Source organism: Variovorax sp. Soil_C_12, assembly GCF_057657375.1.
The window spans coordinates 184327-200519 of record NZ_JBDGIO010000002.1; the positions used below are offsets into that span (position 1 = coordinate 184327).

The following is a 16193-nucleotide window of genomic DNA, read 5'->3' on the forward strand; positions in this document are numbered from 1 at the left end:
CGCCCGTCCCAAGGGGTTCGCCCAATGACCACCGCCATCCGCGTGCTGCATCTCGAGGACGACGCGGCCGATGCGCAGCGCATCGGGGCCGGGCTGCGGGCCGAGGACCTGGCCTGCGACATCACGTGGGTGCAAACCCGGGAGGACTTCATCGCGGCCTTGCAGCGGCAAGCCTTCGACCTGGTGCTGTGCGACTACGAAGTCGGCGGCATGGCGCTGCTGCGGCAGGTGTTGCAGCAGCACCCGGGCATTCTCCTGATCGTGGTGACCACCGAGTTGATGTCCGAGGAGGAGGGCGTGGAGTGCCTGGAGGCCGGCGCCACGGACTATGTCATCAAGCGACGCCTGCGCCGGCTGGGTTACTCGGTGCGGCGAGCGATCGCCGAACGGCAGCATATGGCGGCGCTGCGCGAGGTGGAAGACGACTTGCGCGCCCTGAACGCCGACCTGGAGGCGCGCGTTCACCTGCGCACCGCCGAACTGGAGACGGCCAACGCGTTCCTGAACTCGGTGATCCATCACATCCCCTACCAGGTCATCGTCAAGGACGCCAAGGACCTCAAGGTCATCCGCGTCAACCGTGCCATGGAGACGCTGACGGGGCGCACCCAGCAGGAGTTGCTGGGCAAGACGGCCTACGAATTCGTCAGCTCCAAGGAGGAGGCCGACTTCTTCACGGCCAAGGACAGGGAAGCGCTGGCGCTGGGCCGGGAAGTGGACATCCCCGAGGAGGAACTGCATACCCGCGATGGCAGCGTGCACGTCCTCCACGCCAAGAAAATCCCGATCCTCGACGAGGCCGGTCAGCCGCGCTACGTGCTGACCATGTCGGAAGACGTCACCGAAAGAAAGAAGAAGGAGCGCGAGATCGAGCGGCTGAACGTGACCCTGGCGCAGCGCAGCGCCGAGGTGGAAGCCGCCAATCGCGCCAAGAGCACCTTCCTGGCCACCATGAGCCACGAGATCCGGACCCCCATGAACGGCATGCTCGGCATGCTGGAGCTCCTGAGCCTGACCGAGCTGGACGCCGAGCAGCGCGAGACGCTCGGGCTGGTGCGGGAATCGAGCCGCTCGCTGCTGCGCATCATCGACGACATCCTCGACTTCTCGAAAATCGAGGCCGGCAAGCTGGAGGTGCGTCCCGAGGTCGTGTCGATCAAGCGCCTGATCGAGGAGGTGCAAAGCATCTACCTGGGCAATGCCAGCAGCAAGGGCCTGATCGTGCGGCGGATGGTCGACCCCCGCGTCAGTCCGGCGCTGCGGGTCGATCCGGTGCGCCTGCGCCAGATCCTCAACAACTTCGTCAGCAACGCGATCAAGTTCACCTCCGAGGGCTGGATCGACATCAACGTGCAATGGCTGGGGCGCTCGGGCGGACAGGAGAGCCTGCGCTTCGAGGTGAAGGACACCGGCATCGGCATCTCGCCCGAGGACCAGCAGCGCCTGTTCCAGCCCTTCAGCCAGGCGGAGGGCGACGAGGCGCGCAAACGCCCGAGCGGCACCGGCCTGGGGCTGGTCATCTCCCGGCAGCTGGCGCAGATGATGGGCGGCTCGATCAACCTCGAGAGCGCGCCGGGGAAGGGCTCGACGATCAGCCTGGAACTGTCGCTGCCCGTCGCCGAGCCCCTGCCGGGCAGCGGCGCCGACGGCGCGCGCGCGCTCCCGGCGGGCTCGGCGATGCGCCGCATGGCGCCCGGCACCGCGCAAGCCGAGACCGAAGGCACGCTGGTGTTGCTGGTGGACGACCACCCCGTCAACCGCATGCTGCTGCTGCGCCAGGTGCGAACGCTGGGCTATGCCGCGCAGACCGCCGACGACGGCGTCCAGGCCCTGCAGATGTGGAAGTCGGGCCGCTTCGGGCTGGTCATCACCGACTGCCACATGCCGCACATGGACGGCTACGAACTGGCGCGCAGCATCCGCCGGGTGGAGTCCGAAGAGAAGCGCGAGCGCGTGCCGATCATCGCCTGCACCGCCAACGCGCTGCAGGGGGAGGCCGAGGCCTGCCTGGCCGCCGGCATGGACGCCTTCCTGGTCAAGCCGGTGGAGCTGGCGCAGCTGATCGACAAGCTCGACCGATGGCTGCCGCTGCCTCAGGCCACGTCGCCGCTCGCCGCGCCCGCCGGATCGGGCCCGGCGGGCGCCTCCGCCGGCCCGATCGACCAGGCGCTCCTCACGGCCACCTGCGGCGGCGACGCGTCGATGGTGGGCGAGGTCCTCGCCGCCTTCCGGCGGACCTGCGAGGACGACTCGGGCGGACTCCGGCAGGCGGTGGCCACGGACGACGTCGCCCAGGTCACCCAGTTCGCCCACCGCATGGCGGGCGCCAGCAAGATGGTGGGCGCGCTCGCGTTCGCGGCCGCCTGCGAGACCATCGAGCGCGCCAGCCGCAACGGCGACTGGAAGGCGGTGCTCGCCGGCATGCCGGGCTTCGAGCAGGAACGGGCGCGTCTGGCTGCTTACTTCGAGGGTCGCAAGCAGGCGGCCTGACGGGCGCATTCGCCGGTCGCGCAGCCATATGCGCGCACCGGCTAAGCATGCGCAAAAGCCTTCGTTGGGAACAGGCGCTGCCGCACGTAGCCTGCAGCGTCCGTCCCCCTACGAGGAGTTTTCCCCATGAATGACCGCTTGAGCCGCGTGCAGGCATCGCGTTCCGCCGCCGTCAAGGCCCGCCTCCAGCATCCGGTGATCGACACCGACGTGCACGTCAACGACTATGCGCCGGTGCTCGAGGACTACATCCAGCACTACGGCGGCAACGCTTTGGTCGACGCCCTGCGCAAGGCCCTCGGCGGCCGCTTCGTCACCCGCACCGGCGGCGGCAAGGACTGGTACCAGCAAACGCCCGAGGAGCGCCAATACCACCGTACCCTGCGCGCCCCGTGGTGGGCACGCGTGACGCGCAACACCTACGACCTCGCGACCTACACGCTGCCCGCGCTGCTGTACGAGCGCCTGGCCGAGCAGGGCTCGGACTACTCGGTGCTGTTCCCCAACGACGTGCTCTCGCCGGCCGCGGCCGGCAGCGAGTACCGGCAGCCGCTGCACCGCGCCATCAACCACTTCCATGCCGACCAGTACCGCGCCTATGCGGACCGCCTGACGCCGGTGGCCGGCATCCCGCTGCACACGCCGCAGGAGGGCATCGAGGAACTCGAGTTTGCGGTCAAGACGCTCGGGCTCAAGGTCATCAACATCGCCGGCGGCGTGCGCCGGCCGATCCGCGCCATCGCCGACAAGTACCCGGCCAAGGAGCATCCGGAGATCGCCAGGCAAGCCGGCTACATCGACTTCTACGGCATCGACAGCGAGCACGACTACGACCCCTTCTGGGCCAAGGTGGTCGAGCTCGGCGTGCCGGTCACCACGCACTACGGCAGCCAGGGCTGGACCGGCCGCCAATCGATCAGCAACTACATGAACAACCACATCGGCCATTTCGCCGATGGTTCGCAGGCCTTCGCCAAGGCGCTGTTCTTCGGCGGCGTGACACGGCGCTTCCCCGGCCTGCGGGTGGGCCTGCTCGAAGGCGGTGCCGACTGGGGCGCGCATGTCTACACGCACCTGGTCGACCGCTGGGAGAAGCGCAACCGGGTGGCGGTGCGCAACTACGATCCCGCCGAGGCCGATGTGGCGCTGCTGGCCTCGCTGTTCGAGCGCTACGGTGCCGACTACATCAAGGGCCGGCCGGGTTACGAGTCCACGCTGCTGCGCGACAGCCTCGGCATCTCCGCCCTGCCCCACAGCCGCGAGCCCGATGCGTCGGAGATCGACGACTTCGCGCTGGCCGGCATCGAGAAGGTGGAGGACATCCGCGACCGCTGGGTCAGCAACTTCTACTTCGGCTCCGAGGCCGACGACCGCACCGTGGCCGCGGCCTTCAACACCCGCGTGAATCCGCTGGGCGCGAAGATCAATGCGATCTGGTCCTCCGACGTCGGCCATTGGGACGTGCCCGAGTTCACCGAGCCGCTGGCCGAGAGCTGGGACCTGGTCGAGCAGGGCGTGATCGCCGGGGGCGACTTCAAGGCCCTGGTGTTCGACAACCCGCACCGCTTCTACACCGAGGCCAACCCGCGCTTCTTCGAAGGCACGGAGGTCGGGCGCAAGCTGGCGACCGCCGCGCCCTGAACACGACACCAGAGGAGAAGAAACATGCGGCAGACCCTGTCCCTTCTGCACCGATCGGCCTCGGCATTGTTCGTGCTGGCCTTGTCCGCACTCGCCGCCGCGCCGGTGCAGGCCGCACCCGAGGTGATCCGCATCGGCGTCGCCACCGCCGGTGGCGGCGAACCCGTCACCTGGGGCGGCTCGCCCGGCGGCGTGGTGCGCGTCAACCACTGGCTCGAAGAAGAGTTCAAGGCCTCGGGCATCAAGGTCGAGTGGCTGTTCTTCAAGGGCGCTGGCCCGGCCGTGAACGAAGCCCTGTCGAACAAGCAGATCGACTTTGCCTATCAGGGTGACCTGCCGTCGATCGTCGGCCGCTCCAACGGCCTGAAAACCAGGCTGCTGCTGGTGAGTGGTGCACGCAACAACCTCTATGTGGTTGCACCGACCGCCTCCGACATTCGTTCGGTCAAGGACCTGAGGGACCGCAAGGTCTCGATCTTCCGCGGCACCAACGGCCATCTCGTCGCCATCAACGTGCTGGCCGCCAACGGGCTGGCCGAGCGTGACATCAAGGGCGTCAACCTCGACACCGGGAGCGCCCAGGCCGCGCTGGTGTCCAACGGCGTGGATGCAGCCTTCGGCGGCTACGAGTGGTTCAAGGTGCGCGACCAGGGGCTGGCGAAGGTCATCTATTCGACGCAGGGCCAGGACCCGGCGCTCACGCGGCAGGCGTCGCTGCTGGTGCGCAGCGAGTTCGAGGAAGCCAACCAGGCCGAAGTACAGCGCGTGGTCGACGTGTTCGTGCGCGCCGCGCACTGGTCTTCGGAAGAGAAGAACCGCGACGAGCTGTTTCGGATCTGGGCCAAGAGCGGCACCCCGGTCGCGTCCTGGACGGCCGAGTTCGACAAGCAGTCGCTGGCCGACCGCAACTCGCCGCTGTTCGACGACTTCATCGTCGGGCGCTACAAGGCCGTGGTCGCGGATGCGCTCAAGCTCAAGCTGATCCGCCGCGAGGTGGCCGTCGACGGGTGGTTCGAGACGCGCTACCTGCAGAACGCGCTGAAGAAGCAAGGCCTGGAGAACTACTGGACGGCGTACGACGCCAAGGGCCAGCCCAGGGCCAAGCAGTCGGTAGCGGTCAATGAGCGCTGAGCGCGTGGTCACGGCGCCGGTGCAAGTCGCCGGCCTCGACATCGAGCAACCCGATGCAACTCGCGCTGCGCCGCTGCCCTGGCGGCGGATCGGCGACGCGCTGCTGCCATGGCTTCTGCCCTTCGCACTGCTCGCGCTCTGGGCCATCGGCGCTGCGCAAGGCTGGATCTCACATCAGGTCCTGCCTTCGCCGCAGTTCGTCTGGGAGACGCTGCGCGATCTCGCGAGCGGTGGCGAACTCCAGCTCCACGTGAGCGCCAGCCTGGCGCGGGTGCTGGTCGGCTTTGCCGCCGGCAGTGCGCTGGGCCTGCTGCTGGGTTCGGCCATGGGCCTTTCGAAACGCATAGAGGCCTATGTGCTGCCCAGCTTCAACGCGCTGGTGCAGATCCCGGTGCTCGCGTGGCTGCCCTTCGTGCTGCTGATCGTCGGCATCGGCGAGCCGCTCAAGTACATCCTCATCGCCAAGGCGGCGCTGGTGCCTGTGGCCCTCAACACCTTGCAGGGCTTCAGGCAGACGCCGGCAGCGCTGCGCGAGGTGGGCCAGGTCTATGGCTACAGCCGGCGCCAGCAGGTGCTGGAGATCGTGCTGCCGCATGCCGTGCCCACGCTCTTCACCGGCCTGCGGCTGGGCTTCACCAAGGCCTGGCTGTCGCTGGTGGTGGTCGAGCTCGTGGCCTCGAGCGAGGGGCTGGGCTACCTCATCGTCTACGGCCGCCAGCTGTTCCAGCTCGACCTCGTGATGGCGGCCGTGGTGGTGGTCGGCGCGATCGGCTATGCGATCGACCGGCTGCTCGATGCGCTCGAATCCTTCGCGCACCGCCGGCGGCCGGGAGCGGCGCGATGAGCGGCCCGGCACGCGACGCGGCCGAACTCGCCGCGGTACAGCCCCTGCAGCCGGCCGAGCGCACCCGCTGGCGCGGCCTGGTGCTGCCGGTGGCCGCCGTCGCGCTGTGGTGGGCGCTGTCTTCGGCCGACCTGGTCAACTCGGCGCTGCTGGTGTCGCCCGGCAAGGTGCTCGCCACCGCAGTCGACCAGGTGGCGAGCGGCCGGCTCTGGCGCGCCCTCGGCGCGAGCCTGGCGCGCGAGGCGACGGGCTTCGTCATCGGCGCCATGCTGGGGCTTCTGCTCGGCGCGCTGCTCGGCCTCTCGACGCTCGCCAACCGCATCGTCGGCCCGAGCTTCAACACCTTCAAGCAGGTCTCGCTGTTCGCCTGGATTCCGCTGATCTCGGTCTGGTTCGGGCTCGGCGACGTCGCCAAGGTGGTGTTCCTCTCGCTGGCCGCGCTGGTGCCGGTGGTGGTCAACACCTGCGACGGCATCCGCACCACGCCCCCAGCCCTGCTGGAGGTGGCGCGGGTCTACGGCTACACGCGGTGGCAGACCGTCACGCAGGTGGTGCTGCCGGCGGCGCTGCCGTCGATCTTCACCGGCGTCTACCTGGCGCTCATCTATTCGTGGCTCGCCACCATCGGCGCCGAGTACCTGCTCGTGGCCGGCCGCGGCATCGGCAACACGCTGATCGAAGGCAGCGAGCATTTCCAGATGGACCTGGTGATCTTCGGCATGTTCGTGATCGGCCTCGTCGGCTGGTCGATGAACGCCGCGGCCCGCGCCGTCGAACGTCGTTTGGCCCGCTGGACCGGGCGCACCTGAAGGCGCAGAAAGAACTCACCTCCCATGACCTCCACCCTTGCGAATCCCACCCACGAACTCCACATCCGCGGCCTCGGCAAGCGCTACGCCAGCACGCAGGCGAGCGGCGGCGAACTGCAGGTGCTCGAAGGCATCGACCTGCACGTGCCGGCCGGGCGCTTCGTCAGCATCGTCGGCGCCAGCGGCTGCGGCAAGTCCACCCTGCTGCGGCTGATCCTCGGCCTCGACGCGCAGTACGAAGGCCAGATCCTGCTGGACGGCCAGCCGGTCTCGGGCACCGGCCGCGAGCGCGGCATCGTGTTCCAGGACCACCGCCTCTTTCCCTGGCTCACGGTGGAACAGAACATCGCGGTCGGCCTGCGCAATGCCCCCTTCAGTGCCACGCAGAAGCGAGAACTCGTGGCCGAGCATGTGGCGCTGGTCGGCCTCGAAGGCTTCGAGAAGTCCTTTCCCCACCAGATCTCCGGCGGCATGGCGCAACGCGTGGCGATCGCGCGCGGGCTGGTCAACCGGCCGCGCGTGCTGCTGCTGGACGAGCCCTTCGGCGCACTGGACGCGCTCACCCGCTCGCGGCTGCAGAACGAGCTGCAGCGCATCTGGCAGAAGGAGCGCATCACGATGCTGCTGGTCACGCACGATGTGGAGGAAGCCGTCTTCCTCGGCGATCGCGTGGTGGTCATGCAGCCCTCGCCGGGGCGCATCCGGCGCATCGTGGAGGTGGACCTGCCGCACCCGCGCAACCGCAGCGACCCGGCCTTCATCGCACTGCGCGACGACGTGCTGGGCGACTTCCTCGACGTCGGCGCCGATGCGTCGCCCGCCGTCGCACCGCCGGCCGAGCGGCCCGGCATCGGGCTGCCGGGGCGGCTGCAGCTGGCCTGGTAGGCAGGTCAACGTCGTGAATTTTGTCGGAGCGCGTGGTACAGGGGTATTGATGGACAACGCGACGCAGGCGAACACGTTCATGCTCGCGAAGCGCGCCGGCACCGGCCCGGGCGTCGGCTACACGAACCCGCTCAGCGGCTGGCGGCCTGAGTCGGGCGCCGATCGGAAAGGCCTGCGGTGCTGGCGGCAAGCGAAAGCTCGTAAGGGCAATGCGGGCGCATGCTTGAGCCAGCCGAACACGCCCACCGCCTCGCGGCGCACGGCGGGCTCGGGACGGCGCAGCGCGGCCATGGCCGGCCCGGCCGCGCCCGGCACGCGCAGTTCCTTCAGGCCGCGCAGCGCCGCACCACAGACGAAGGCGTCGGCGTCGGCCGCGTGCGGCAGCAGGCGCGCACCGGCGCGCGGGTCCTTCAGCTCGGTGAGCGATTGGGCGGCGGCCTCGCGGACCTCGGGCAGGTCACGCAGCGCGGCGGCCAGCGCATCCACCACCTCGGCGTCGTCCCAGCCGGCAAGCGCGCGCGGCCTCGGCACGCAGCGTGGGCTCGGGGTCGCCGCGCAGCAGGGCTGCCAGCGCGGGCAGCACCGCCTCGTCCTCCAGGTCGGCGAAGTCGAGCACGGCAACGCGGCGCACGCCGGCATCGGGGCTTTGCAGGCGTCGCAGCAGGTCGTCCATCGCAGGGTCTTGCGAATTCAGGCTTGTCATGGGGTTCAGATCGAGAAGCGCCACTGCGCCTGCGCCTCGGGCGGACCCAGCGGCGTGAGCCGCTCGAGCCGCGGCGCATCGCCCTCGTGCCGCAGCCGCGAGAGGCTGCGGCGCTTCAGCGCAACGAAGTCGGGATGGGTCAGCAGCGCGGCATCGCGTGGCCGGGCGAAGCGCACCGCCAGTTCCTCCACGATGCGGCCCGGCCGCGGGCCGAGCACCAGCACGCGGTCAGCCAGGAACAGCGCCTCGTCGATGTCGTGCGTGACGAAGACGACGGTGGTGCGCATGTGCGTCCAGAGGTCCAGCAGCAACTCCTGCATGCGGGCGCGGCTCGCCGAAGGGCTCGTCCATCAGCAGCACGCCGGGGTGGTTGATCAGCACGCGGGCGATCTCCACCCGCTGCTGCATGCCGCCGGAGAGCTCGCGCGGATAGCGCTGCTCGAAGCCCTCGAGCCCCACGAGCTGCAGCAGCTCGCGCGCACGGCCTTCGCGTTCGGCGTGCGGCACGCCTTTCATCTTGAGGCCGTAGCCGACGTTGTCGAGCACCGTCTTCCAAGGGAAGAGCGTGTGGTGCTGGAACACGAGCCCGCGGTCGGGATCGGGCCCTGCGATGGCAGCCCCGTCGAGCCGCAGGCTGCCGCGCGAAGGCGCGAGGTGGCCCGCCAGCTTCATGCCCCTCATGGTGCCATCGCTCGCCCTGGCTCCGGACCGGGACTTGCCCGCCTCGTCGCTGAAAGGCAGTCGAAAGGCAGACCGCCCCGGGGCGATGGCCTCAGACGATCTGGTGCCGGTACGCGTACGCGGTGGCCGCGACCCGCGACGGCAGGTCCAGCTTGGTCAGGATGTTGCTGACGTGGCGATCGACGGTCTTGCCGCTCAGGAACAGCTCGGCGGCGATGGCCTTGTTGGTCTTGCCGGCGGCGACCAGGCGGAGCACCTGCAGCTCGCGCCGTGTCAGCCCGTGCGCGCCCGACGATTCGTCCCGCGCAGGCGCGTCGAGACGCGCAAGGTCCGGCGCCGCCCCGAGTGCCTCGAACACCGTCCTGGCGGTGGCCAGGTGGAGCTCGTGGCCGTCACTGTCGCCCAATGCCGCGCAGGCCCGCGCCGTCAACTCCGCGACGCGCGCGCGCAGGTACGGCGCGTCGATCCCTTCCCACACCTGCCAGGCGCGGCGCAGGGCGCCGAGCGCGGCTCCCGCGTCGCCTGCGGCCAGGTCGATCGCACCTCGCGCCTGCGCCGACAGCGCGCCGAGCACCGGCGTACCGACCTCCTGTGCGATCCGTTCCAGTTCGCGGCAGGCTTCGCGTGCTTCCTGGATCTCGCCCGCGTCGAGCAGGATCTCGATGTGGGCCGGCAGCAGGCGGGTTCGCGCGAGCGCTTCGGTGCTGGCCTCGAGCGCGCGGCGGGTCGCTGCGAGGGCCGCGGCGAGGCGGCCTTGCGCGACCCGCAACAGCGCCAGCCCCGGCTGCGGATCCCACCCGCCCTTGCTCGCGCTGCGGTAGGCGGCCTCGGCCGCGCCAAGGTCGCCGCGCAGTCGATGCAGCTCGGCCTGCCGGTAGAAGGCGGCCGCGGCGGCTTGACGGTTCGAGGCCCGCAGACAACGCTCGCCGGCGCGCCGGGCTTCGTCGATCGCATCGGGCCAGGCGCCCAGCAACTGCAGGATGCCGGCCCGATGCACCATGCAGACACCGCTGAAGGCGACCATGTCGGGTTGCTCGCCGCACCAGCGCGCCAGCGCCGCTGTCCACTCGCGTGTACGGTCCAGCGCGTAGACCTGCTCGCAGCCCTCGATCGCGCTGCAATAGACCAGGCCCGTGACCAGTGGCGACAGCTCTCCCGCAACGACGGCGAGCATCGCCTCGTCGAGCAGTGCGAGCCCGTCTGCAACCCGCCCCTGTTCGATGCGGATACGACCCTGCAGGTGTCTCGCACATACGCTCAGATCGCGCTCGCCGAAACGCTCGCCGATGTCGGTGGCGCGCGCCGCGGTGGCGTAGGCGGCCCGCCAGTCGCCGGCAACGATCTGCTGCTGCGCGAGCGGCAGCAGGACGTAGCCGTGTGCAGCGCCTTCGCGCTTCTCGCCCTCGAGCAGCCGCCTGGTACGCGCCAGCCATCCGCTTGCGTGGCCGGTCTCGCCCCGGAACAGCAAGCGAAGGGACAGCCACGCCGCACAGCGCGCGGCGCGTGCGCTGGCGCCGGCGTCCAGGTGCGCGGCGTACGCGCGGTCGAGCACTGTCAGGTAGTCGTCATCGCGGCCGATGAGGTACGCCGACATCGCCAGGCATTCGAGATCCTCGCCGCTCAGCTGCAGCGTCTGGTCGGCGATCGTGAGCGTGCGGTAAGCATCGGCCCACGCGCGTTGCCGGTAGTGCTCGCGGCCTCTGCCCAATGCGTCGGGAGCCTGAGCTTCCGGCTTGCCCATCGGCTCCATTTCGCCAGCTTCGCAGCGGGCCGCCGCTTTCGGATCTTTGCGCGGCATGGTGAACGGCGGCGCGGCAGCGCGCACGCCGAAGTCATCTTACTGCGCAGGCTTCTGGGTAGAAGCACCCATTCGCCGGTGCCGGAGAAATTGGGTGATCTGGCCGACGCCCCGCTGCTGCGTCGCGCCTATCTTCAAGCTCATCGACCACGAATGGTGCGGTCACCCCCTTCTGCATCTCCCAAGGTCTGGACTTCGTCCACCATCAACAGCACCGGCTTTTGCGCGGCGCTGGCCAAGCGCACAACCAACCCGGCCGCTATTGAAGCCATAGGCTTTTTTGGGTCGTGCCCCCCCGGATTCCGGCACAGAATGCCCTTCCCACCTCGATCCCAAGCCTAGGAGTGCTTCCAATGAGCAACGAAAAGACCGTAACGAAGTGCCCGTTCAGCCAGGCCGCAGGCGGCGGCACTGCCAACCGCGACTGGTGGCCCAAGCAGCTGCGCCTGGACCTGCTTCATCAGCATTCCTCGAAGTCCGACCCCATGGGCAATGACTTCGACTATGCGAAGGCCTTCAAGAGCCTCGACTTCGCGGCGGTGAAGAAGGATCTGGCCGCGCTGATGACCGACTCGCAGGACTGGTGGCCGGCCGATTTCGGGCACTACGGTCCGCTGTTCATTCGCATGGCCTGGCACAGCGCCGGCACCTACCGCATCGGCGATGGCCGCGGCGGCGCCGGCCGCGGCCAGCAGCGCTTCGCGCCACTCAACAGCTGGCCGGACAACGTCAGCCTGGACAAGGCGCGTCGTCTGCTCTGGCCGATCAAGCAGAAGTACGGACTGAACATCTCGTGGGCCGACCTGATGATCCTCGCGGGCAACGTGGCCCTGGAGACCATGGGCTTCAAGACCTTCGGCTTCGGGGGCGGCCGCCCGGATGTGTGGGAGCCGGACCAGGACGTGTACTGGGGCCGCGAGACGACCTGGCTGGGCGGTGACGTGCGCTACGCCCACGGCTCGGAAGGCGTGGACAAGGAAGGCGGCGTGCTCTCGGCCGACGAGCCCGCGGACGGCGACATTCACTCGCGCAATCTCGAGAACCCGCTTGCCGCCGTCCAGATGGGGCTGATCTACGTCAACCCCGAAGGCCCGGACGGCAATCCCGACCCGATTGCCGCCGCCCGGGACATCCGCGACACCTTCGGCCGCATGGCCATGAACGACGAGGAAACCGTGGCCTTGATCGCCGGGGGCCACACCTTCGGCAAGACGCATGGCGCCGCCGCGGCTTCCCACGTCGGGGTCGAGCCCGAAGCGGCGGACCTCGAGGAACAGGGCTTCGGCTGGAGGAACGGCTTCGGCACCGGCAAAGGGGGCGACACGATCACTAGCGGCCTGGAAGTCACATGGACCACCACGCCGACCAAGTGGAGCGGCAACTTCTTCTGGAACCTGTTCGGCTACGAGTGGGAGCTGACCAAGAGCCCCGCCGGCGCGCACCAATGGGTCGCCAAGGGCGCCGGCGCGACCATTCCCCACGCCCATGACCCGTCGAAGAAGCTGGTGCCGACCATGCTGACCACCGACCTGTCGCTGCGCTTCGACCCGGCCTACGAGAAGATCTCGCGGCGCTTCATGGAGAACCCCGACCAGTTCGCCGACGCCTTCGCGCGAGCCTGGTTCAAGCTCACGCACCGCGACATGGGGCCGCGGGCCCGCTACCTGGGGCCCGAGGTGCCGGCCGAAGAGTTGATCTGGCAGGACCCGGTTCCCGAGGTCGACCACCCGCTGGTCGATGCGCAGGATGTCGCGGCCCTCAAGAAGGAGGTGCTGGCGTCGGGCTTGAAAGTCGCGCAGCTCGTGTCGACCGCGTGGGCCTCGGCCTCCACGTTCCGGGGCTCCGACAAGCGCGGCGGCGCGAACGGCGCGCGCATTCGTCTCGCGCCGCAGAAGGACTGGGCCGTCAATGAACCGGAGCAGCTGGCCAAGGTGCTCCAGGTGCTGGAAGGCATCCGCGAGAAGTTCAATGGCGCACAGAGCGGCGGCAAGAGGATCTCGCTCGCCGACCTGATCGTGCTGGCCGGCAATGCCGGTGTGGAACAGGCCGCGAAGGACGCCGGCCAGGCGCTCACCGTGCCCTTCTCGCCGGGGCGCACGGATGCTTCGCAGAATCAGACTGACGTGGAGTCCTTTGCGCCGCTGGAGCCGGTGGCGGACGGCTTCCGCAACTACGTGAAGGGACGCTACAGCGTGCCGGCCGAAGCGTTGCTGATCGACAAGGCGCAACTGTTGACACTCACCGCGCCGGAGATGGCGGTGCTCATCGGCGGCTTGCGCGTGCTCGGCGCCAACGCGGGCCAGACCCGCCACGGCGTCTTCACGCAGAAGCCAGGCACGTTGAGCAACGACTTCTTCGCCAACCTGCTCGACATGGGCACGGAGTGGAAGGCCGCATCGGATGCCAAGGAGGAGTTCGAAGGACGGGATCGCAAGTCGGGCGAACTGAAGTGGACGGCCACGCGCGTCGATCTGGTCTTCGGCTCGAATGCGCAGCTGCGCGCCATCGCGGAGGTCTACGGCAGTTCGGATGCGAAGAAGAAGTTCGTCGACGACTTCGTGGCCGCATGGACCAAGGTGATGAATCTCGACCGCTTCGATCTCGGCTGAGCAGCTGTCACAGTGACCTCTCTGGGGTAAGGAGATCCATCGAATCGAATAATCGCCGCGCGAGTCCCTCGACAGTGCTCGACTGAAACAAGGAGCTCCCGCCATGCAATGGACAGAGACGTTCGGGTATCTCGGCGCGCTGATGACGCTGACCACCTTCTCGATGAAGACGATGCTGCACCTGCGCATGGTGGGCATCGTGTCCAACCTGGCCTTCATCAGCTACGGTGCCTTTGGTCACGTCTACCCGGTGCTGATGCTCCATCTGGCGCTCCTGCCCTTGAACGTGTGGCGGCTCTGGCAGCTGCTGCAGCTGACCCGGCAGATCGAGGAGATCTCCGGAAGCCAGCTCCCGATGGAGTGGCTCAAGCCCTTCTCGCGCCGCAGGACCGTCCAGGCGGGGGAGACGCTTTTTCGCCGGGGCGACGCGGCTGCGGAGGTGCTGTTCGTGCTGAGCGGGCGCTTTCGCGCGATGGAAGCCGATGTCGCCCTGGGACAAGGCGAAGTCATCGGCGAGCTGGGCCTGATCACCAGGGAGCACAAGCGAACGCAGACCGTCGTCTGCGAAGAGGCAGGCTCGCTCCTGTCCGTGACCTACGACGAGGTGCGGCAGATGTACTACCAGAATCCCAAGTTCGGCTTCTTCTTCCTGGAACTGGTGGCAGAGCGATTGATGCGCGACGCCCAGCGGACGGCACCGGCATGGCGTTGCGCGACATCGGAATGAGCGCCCGGAATCTGGCTTCTACGGCTTGGGAAAGCGCCTGAGCATCATCCGCCCGAGGTGGGTGATCTCCGTGACCATCGCCGGCAATTGCTCGTAGCCATCGACGGTGCGCTGCGGTCTGGGAATCACCGCCTTCACGAGACCGGCCTTGAAGAGAACCCGGACAGCATCGACGCTGCCGCCGTCCGGGACCATCACCGGAAGCGGCTGCAATGCGATTGCACGAAGCACTTGAATGGACACTGGATCGCAGACGTGAGAAGCGGAGTTGTCGAGGCCGGCCGGCAGCCACAGTATGCCCTCGGCATCGACGAACTCTGCGATCCGGACCGGCAACAAGGCGGAGCATTTCACGCCCTGGCGGTCTTACTGCAGCAAGCGCGTGCGGTAGAGCGTGCGGCGCACGGTCTCGACGCTGCCGTCGGGCCGCCGCGCCTCGATCGCCAGCGAGCGGCCCCCCATGGGCTCGAAGACGCCGTCGACGCGATAGCGCGTCGGGGTCCTGGGGATCGAGCGCCGGCTCGAACAGGCCGAAGCGGCGCCCGGCCGACACCGTGCGGCTCCAGGCCACATGGTCGTTGAAGCCGATCATGATCACGGGCTGCGGCCATCAGCGCGCCGATCTGTTCACGGAAAGGGGGCCCGGCTGGACGAACGCACGCGCATCGCTCCACAATGCGGTCGGTCCATGAACTGAGGTCTGACAAATGGTCGCTATCAAGAACTGGATGTCCAACATCGAGGACGCTACCCTTCTGAAAGAGATCGTGATGCCTGGTTCCCACGACGCAGGCGTCTGGGCCAGCCCAGGTAGTACCGGAAACGTGCTCGTGACGAATGCATTCATGCCTGTCGCAAGCATCGCGGCGCAGCTCGGAGACATCAGAGCGCAAGCCGAGGCTGGGGCGAGATGGTTCGACATCCGCATGTACAAGACCCCGACCCGATGGATGCCGTGGGAAAAGAGCCTGAGACCCAACAAGCTGGACGGCCACAAGATGAAGCTTCGTGCTGCGCATGTGCCGGCATTTCAGGAAGGCGCCATCTCCAAGGGGATTCTGCAATCGCCCGGGCTCGGCGGCTATGGTGCAAGCATCGAACAGATCCTGGACCAGGCGATCAGTTTCGTGACCCTGCCCGGGACCCGAACCGAATTTCTCGTGATACGGTTTTCGCACTGCCCCGAGCCGAAAAAGGTCTTGAAGGAGATCAAGCACTACCTTGATGACAAGACGAAAGCCAACAGAGGCAACATCCTTCAGCACATCTCGCCTGGCGTCGCCTCGTCGCTGGGAAACACACCGATGTCCGCGCTGAGAAGCAAGGTCGCGCTGATCTTCGATGAGAGTTTTCAGAAGTACTGCGCAGACACGAATTACAGCGCCTGGCTATTTACCTACAGCAAGAACATCGCGAGCAAATCGGATGCGTGCTGCTGCGGCCAGTTCGCAGACAGTCCGGATACGCAAGTCGTGAAGAACGCGGCTGTGCAGGCGGCGACGCTGCATCTGGGTCACGGCAACAACAATGGCCACCTGTGCTTCGTGTACTGGCAACTCACGCAGAGAAGTCTCAAGCAGCAGTTCACTGGGGGCGGCAATATTCATGCAAACACCACCGCTCCCAAGACGGCGACGAACCAAGGAGGCGGCACTCACGCGAATACCGGCGATCTGATGGCCGATCTCATGAACCTGTCGGCGCGTGGTAGCCGAACCAACCTGTTCAACGCGTCTGTGCCAGTCAATGTGATTTCACATGATTTCGTGAAGAACGAAACCAGCCAGCAGATCGTGAAGGCGAACGGCAGCGTGCACGGCAGCCAGATCAAGGGTGCCTGGCCGATCAATTGGTGAGCGCTGCCGCATTCGAGAG

The 16193-nt window shown here is 67.9% G+C and carries 13 protein-coding genes and 2 pseudogenes; 9 read left to right on the top strand and 6 right to left on the bottom strand.

The annotated features are described in order from the left end of the window. Positions 1 to 24: 24 nt before the first annotated feature. From AC3A6X_RS05805 to AC3A6X_RS05830, 6 genes are all read left to right on the top strand, one after another. Positions 25 to 2490 carry a response regulator gene (locus AC3A6X_RS05805; RefSeq protein ID WP_487841267.1) on the top strand — a complete coding sequence of 822 codons (2466 nt, stop codon included), beginning with the start codon at positions 25 to 27 and terminating at the stop codon, positions 2488 to 2490. A 126-nt stretch (positions 2491 to 2616) separates the two neighbouring features. Then, a complete protein-coding gene (locus AC3A6X_RS05810) occupies positions 2617 to 4131 on the top strand; it encodes an amidohydrolase family protein (protein WP_487841268.1) in 1515 nt (504 codons plus the stop codon). 24 nt (positions 4132 to 4155) lie between these two features. Continuing rightward, positions 4156 to 5262 (top strand): ABC transporter substrate-binding protein, encoded by a 1107-nt coding sequence (locus AC3A6X_RS05815; RefSeq protein ID WP_487841269.1) that lies wholly within the window; start codon positions 4156 to 4158, stop codon positions 5260 to 5262. Beyond that, entirely contained in the window at positions 5252 to 6106 is an 855-nt protein-coding gene (locus tag AC3A6X_RS05820) for an ABC transporter permease (RefSeq protein WP_487841270.1), read from the top strand. The genes AC3A6X_RS05815 and AC3A6X_RS05820 overlap by 11 nt, the downstream gene beginning before the upstream one ends. Continuing rightward, entirely contained in the window at positions 6103 to 6915 is an 813-nt protein-coding gene (locus AC3A6X_RS05825; RefSeq protein WP_487841271.1) for an ABC transporter permease, read from the top strand. The genes AC3A6X_RS05820 and AC3A6X_RS05825 overlap by 4 nt, the downstream gene beginning before the upstream one ends. Positions 6916 to 6939: 24 nt before the next feature. Further along, positions 6940 to 7800 carry an ABC transporter ATP-binding protein gene (locus AC3A6X_RS05830; protein ID WP_487841272.1) on the top strand — a complete coding sequence of 287 codons (861 nt, stop codon included), beginning with the start codon at positions 6940 to 6942 and terminating at the stop codon, positions 7798 to 7800. Positions 7801 to 7917: 117 nt separating this feature from the next. On the opposite strand, the gene AC3A6X_RS05835 is transcribed toward AC3A6X_RS05830, so the two are convergent. The 4 genes and pseudogenes from AC3A6X_RS05835 to AC3A6X_RS05850 form a co-directional block, all read right to left on the bottom strand. Further along, positions 7918 to 8331, bottom strand: a complete 414-nt coding sequence (locus tag AC3A6X_RS05835) for a HEAT repeat domain-containing protein (RefSeq protein WP_487841273.1) — start codon at positions 8329 to 8331, stop codon at positions 7918 to 7920. Further along, positions 8258 to 8503: a HEAT repeat domain-containing protein gene (locus AC3A6X_RS05840; protein ID WP_487841274.1), complete on the bottom strand. Its 246-nt coding sequence runs from the start codon at positions 8501 to 8503 to the stop codon at positions 8258 to 8260. Before AC3A6X_RS05840 ends, AC3A6X_RS05835 begins: the two co-directional genes overlap by 74 nt. A 5-nt stretch (positions 8504 to 8508) precedes the next feature. Then, positions 8509 to 9169, bottom strand: a pseudogene (locus AC3A6X_RS05845) (ABC transporter ATP-binding protein); the annotation flags it as partial. 106 nt (positions 9170 to 9275) lie between these two features. Beyond that, positions 9276 to 11009: a response regulator transcription factor gene (locus AC3A6X_RS05850; protein WP_487841275.1), complete on the bottom strand. Its 1734-nt coding sequence runs from the start codon at positions 11007 to 11009 to the stop codon at positions 9276 to 9278. A gap of 326 nt (positions 11010 to 11335) precedes the next feature. Between AC3A6X_RS05850 and katG the strand changes: the two genes are divergently transcribed. Both katG and AC3A6X_RS05860 read left to right on the top strand, forming a co-directional pair. Continuing rightward, a complete protein-coding gene (gene katG, locus AC3A6X_RS05855) occupies positions 11336 to 13591 on the top strand; it encodes a catalase/peroxidase HPI (protein ID WP_487841276.1) in 2256 nt (751 codons plus the stop codon). A gap of 103 nt (positions 13592 to 13694) precedes the next feature. After that, complete coding sequence (locus tag AC3A6X_RS05860; RefSeq protein ID WP_487841277.1) at positions 13695 to 14318, top strand: Crp/Fnr family transcriptional regulator; 624 nt, start codon at positions 13695 to 13697, stop codon at positions 14316 to 14318. An 18-nt stretch (positions 14319 to 14336) separates the two neighbouring features. Here the strand turns inward: AC3A6X_RS05860 and AC3A6X_RS05865 are convergent, their stop codons facing one another. Further along, positions 14337 to 14672, bottom strand: coding sequence for a hypothetical protein (locus AC3A6X_RS05865; RefSeq protein WP_487841278.1), 336 nt, complete (start codon positions 14670 to 14672; stop codon positions 14337 to 14339). A 187-nt stretch (positions 14673 to 14859) separates the two neighbouring features. Further along, a pseudogene (locus AC3A6X_RS05870) lies at positions 14860 to 14910 on the bottom strand (hypothetical protein); the annotation flags it as partial. Between the two features lie 136 nt (positions 14911 to 15046). Between AC3A6X_RS05870 and AC3A6X_RS05875 the strand changes: the two are divergent. Then, positions 15047 to 16174, top strand: a complete 1128-nt coding sequence (locus AC3A6X_RS05875; RefSeq protein ID WP_487841279.1) for a PI-PLC domain-containing protein — start codon at positions 15047 to 15049, stop codon at positions 16172 to 16174. The last annotated feature ends 19 nt before the right edge of the window (positions 16175 to 16193 follow it).

Excerpts from the sequence above, each read along its gene's own strand:
- AC3A6X_RS05830 (WP_487841272.1), top strand. The coding sequence starts at position 6,940 with ATGACCTCCACCCTTGCGAATCCCACCCACGAACTCCACATCCGCGGC.
- AC3A6X_RS05875 (WP_487841279.1), top strand. The coding sequence starts at position 15,047 with ATGTCCAACATCGAGGACGCTACCCTTCTGAAAGAGATCGTGATGCCT.
- katG (WP_487841276.1), top strand. The coding sequence starts at position 11,336 with ATGAGCAACGAAAAGACCGTAACGAAGTGCCCGTTCAGCCAGGCCGCA.
- AC3A6X_RS05860 (WP_487841277.1), top strand. The coding sequence starts at position 13,695 with ATGCAATGGACAGAGACGTTCGGGTATCTCGGCGCGCTGATGACGCTG.
- AC3A6X_RS05820 (WP_487841270.1), top strand. The coding sequence starts at position 5,252 with ATGAGCGCTGAGCGCGTGGTCACGGCGCCGGTGCAAGTCGCCGGCCTC.
- AC3A6X_RS05810 (WP_487841268.1), top strand. The coding sequence starts at position 2,617 with ATGAATGACCGCTTGAGCCGCGTGCAGGCATCGCGTTCCGCCGCCGTC.
- AC3A6X_RS05825 (WP_487841271.1), top strand. The coding sequence starts at position 6,103 with ATGAGCGGCCCGGCACGCGACGCGGCCGAACTCGCCGCGGTACAGCCC.
- AC3A6X_RS05840 (WP_487841274.1), bottom strand. The coding sequence starts at position 8,503 with ATGACAAGCCTGAATTCGCAAGACCCTGCGATGGACGACCTGCTGCGA.
- AC3A6X_RS05815 (WP_487841269.1), top strand. The coding sequence starts at position 4,156 with ATGCGGCAGACCCTGTCCCTTCTGCACCGATCGGCCTCGGCATTGTTC.
- AC3A6X_RS05805 (WP_487841267.1), top strand. The coding sequence starts at position 25 with ATGACCACCGCCATCCGCGTGCTGCATCTCGAGGACGACGCGGCCGAT.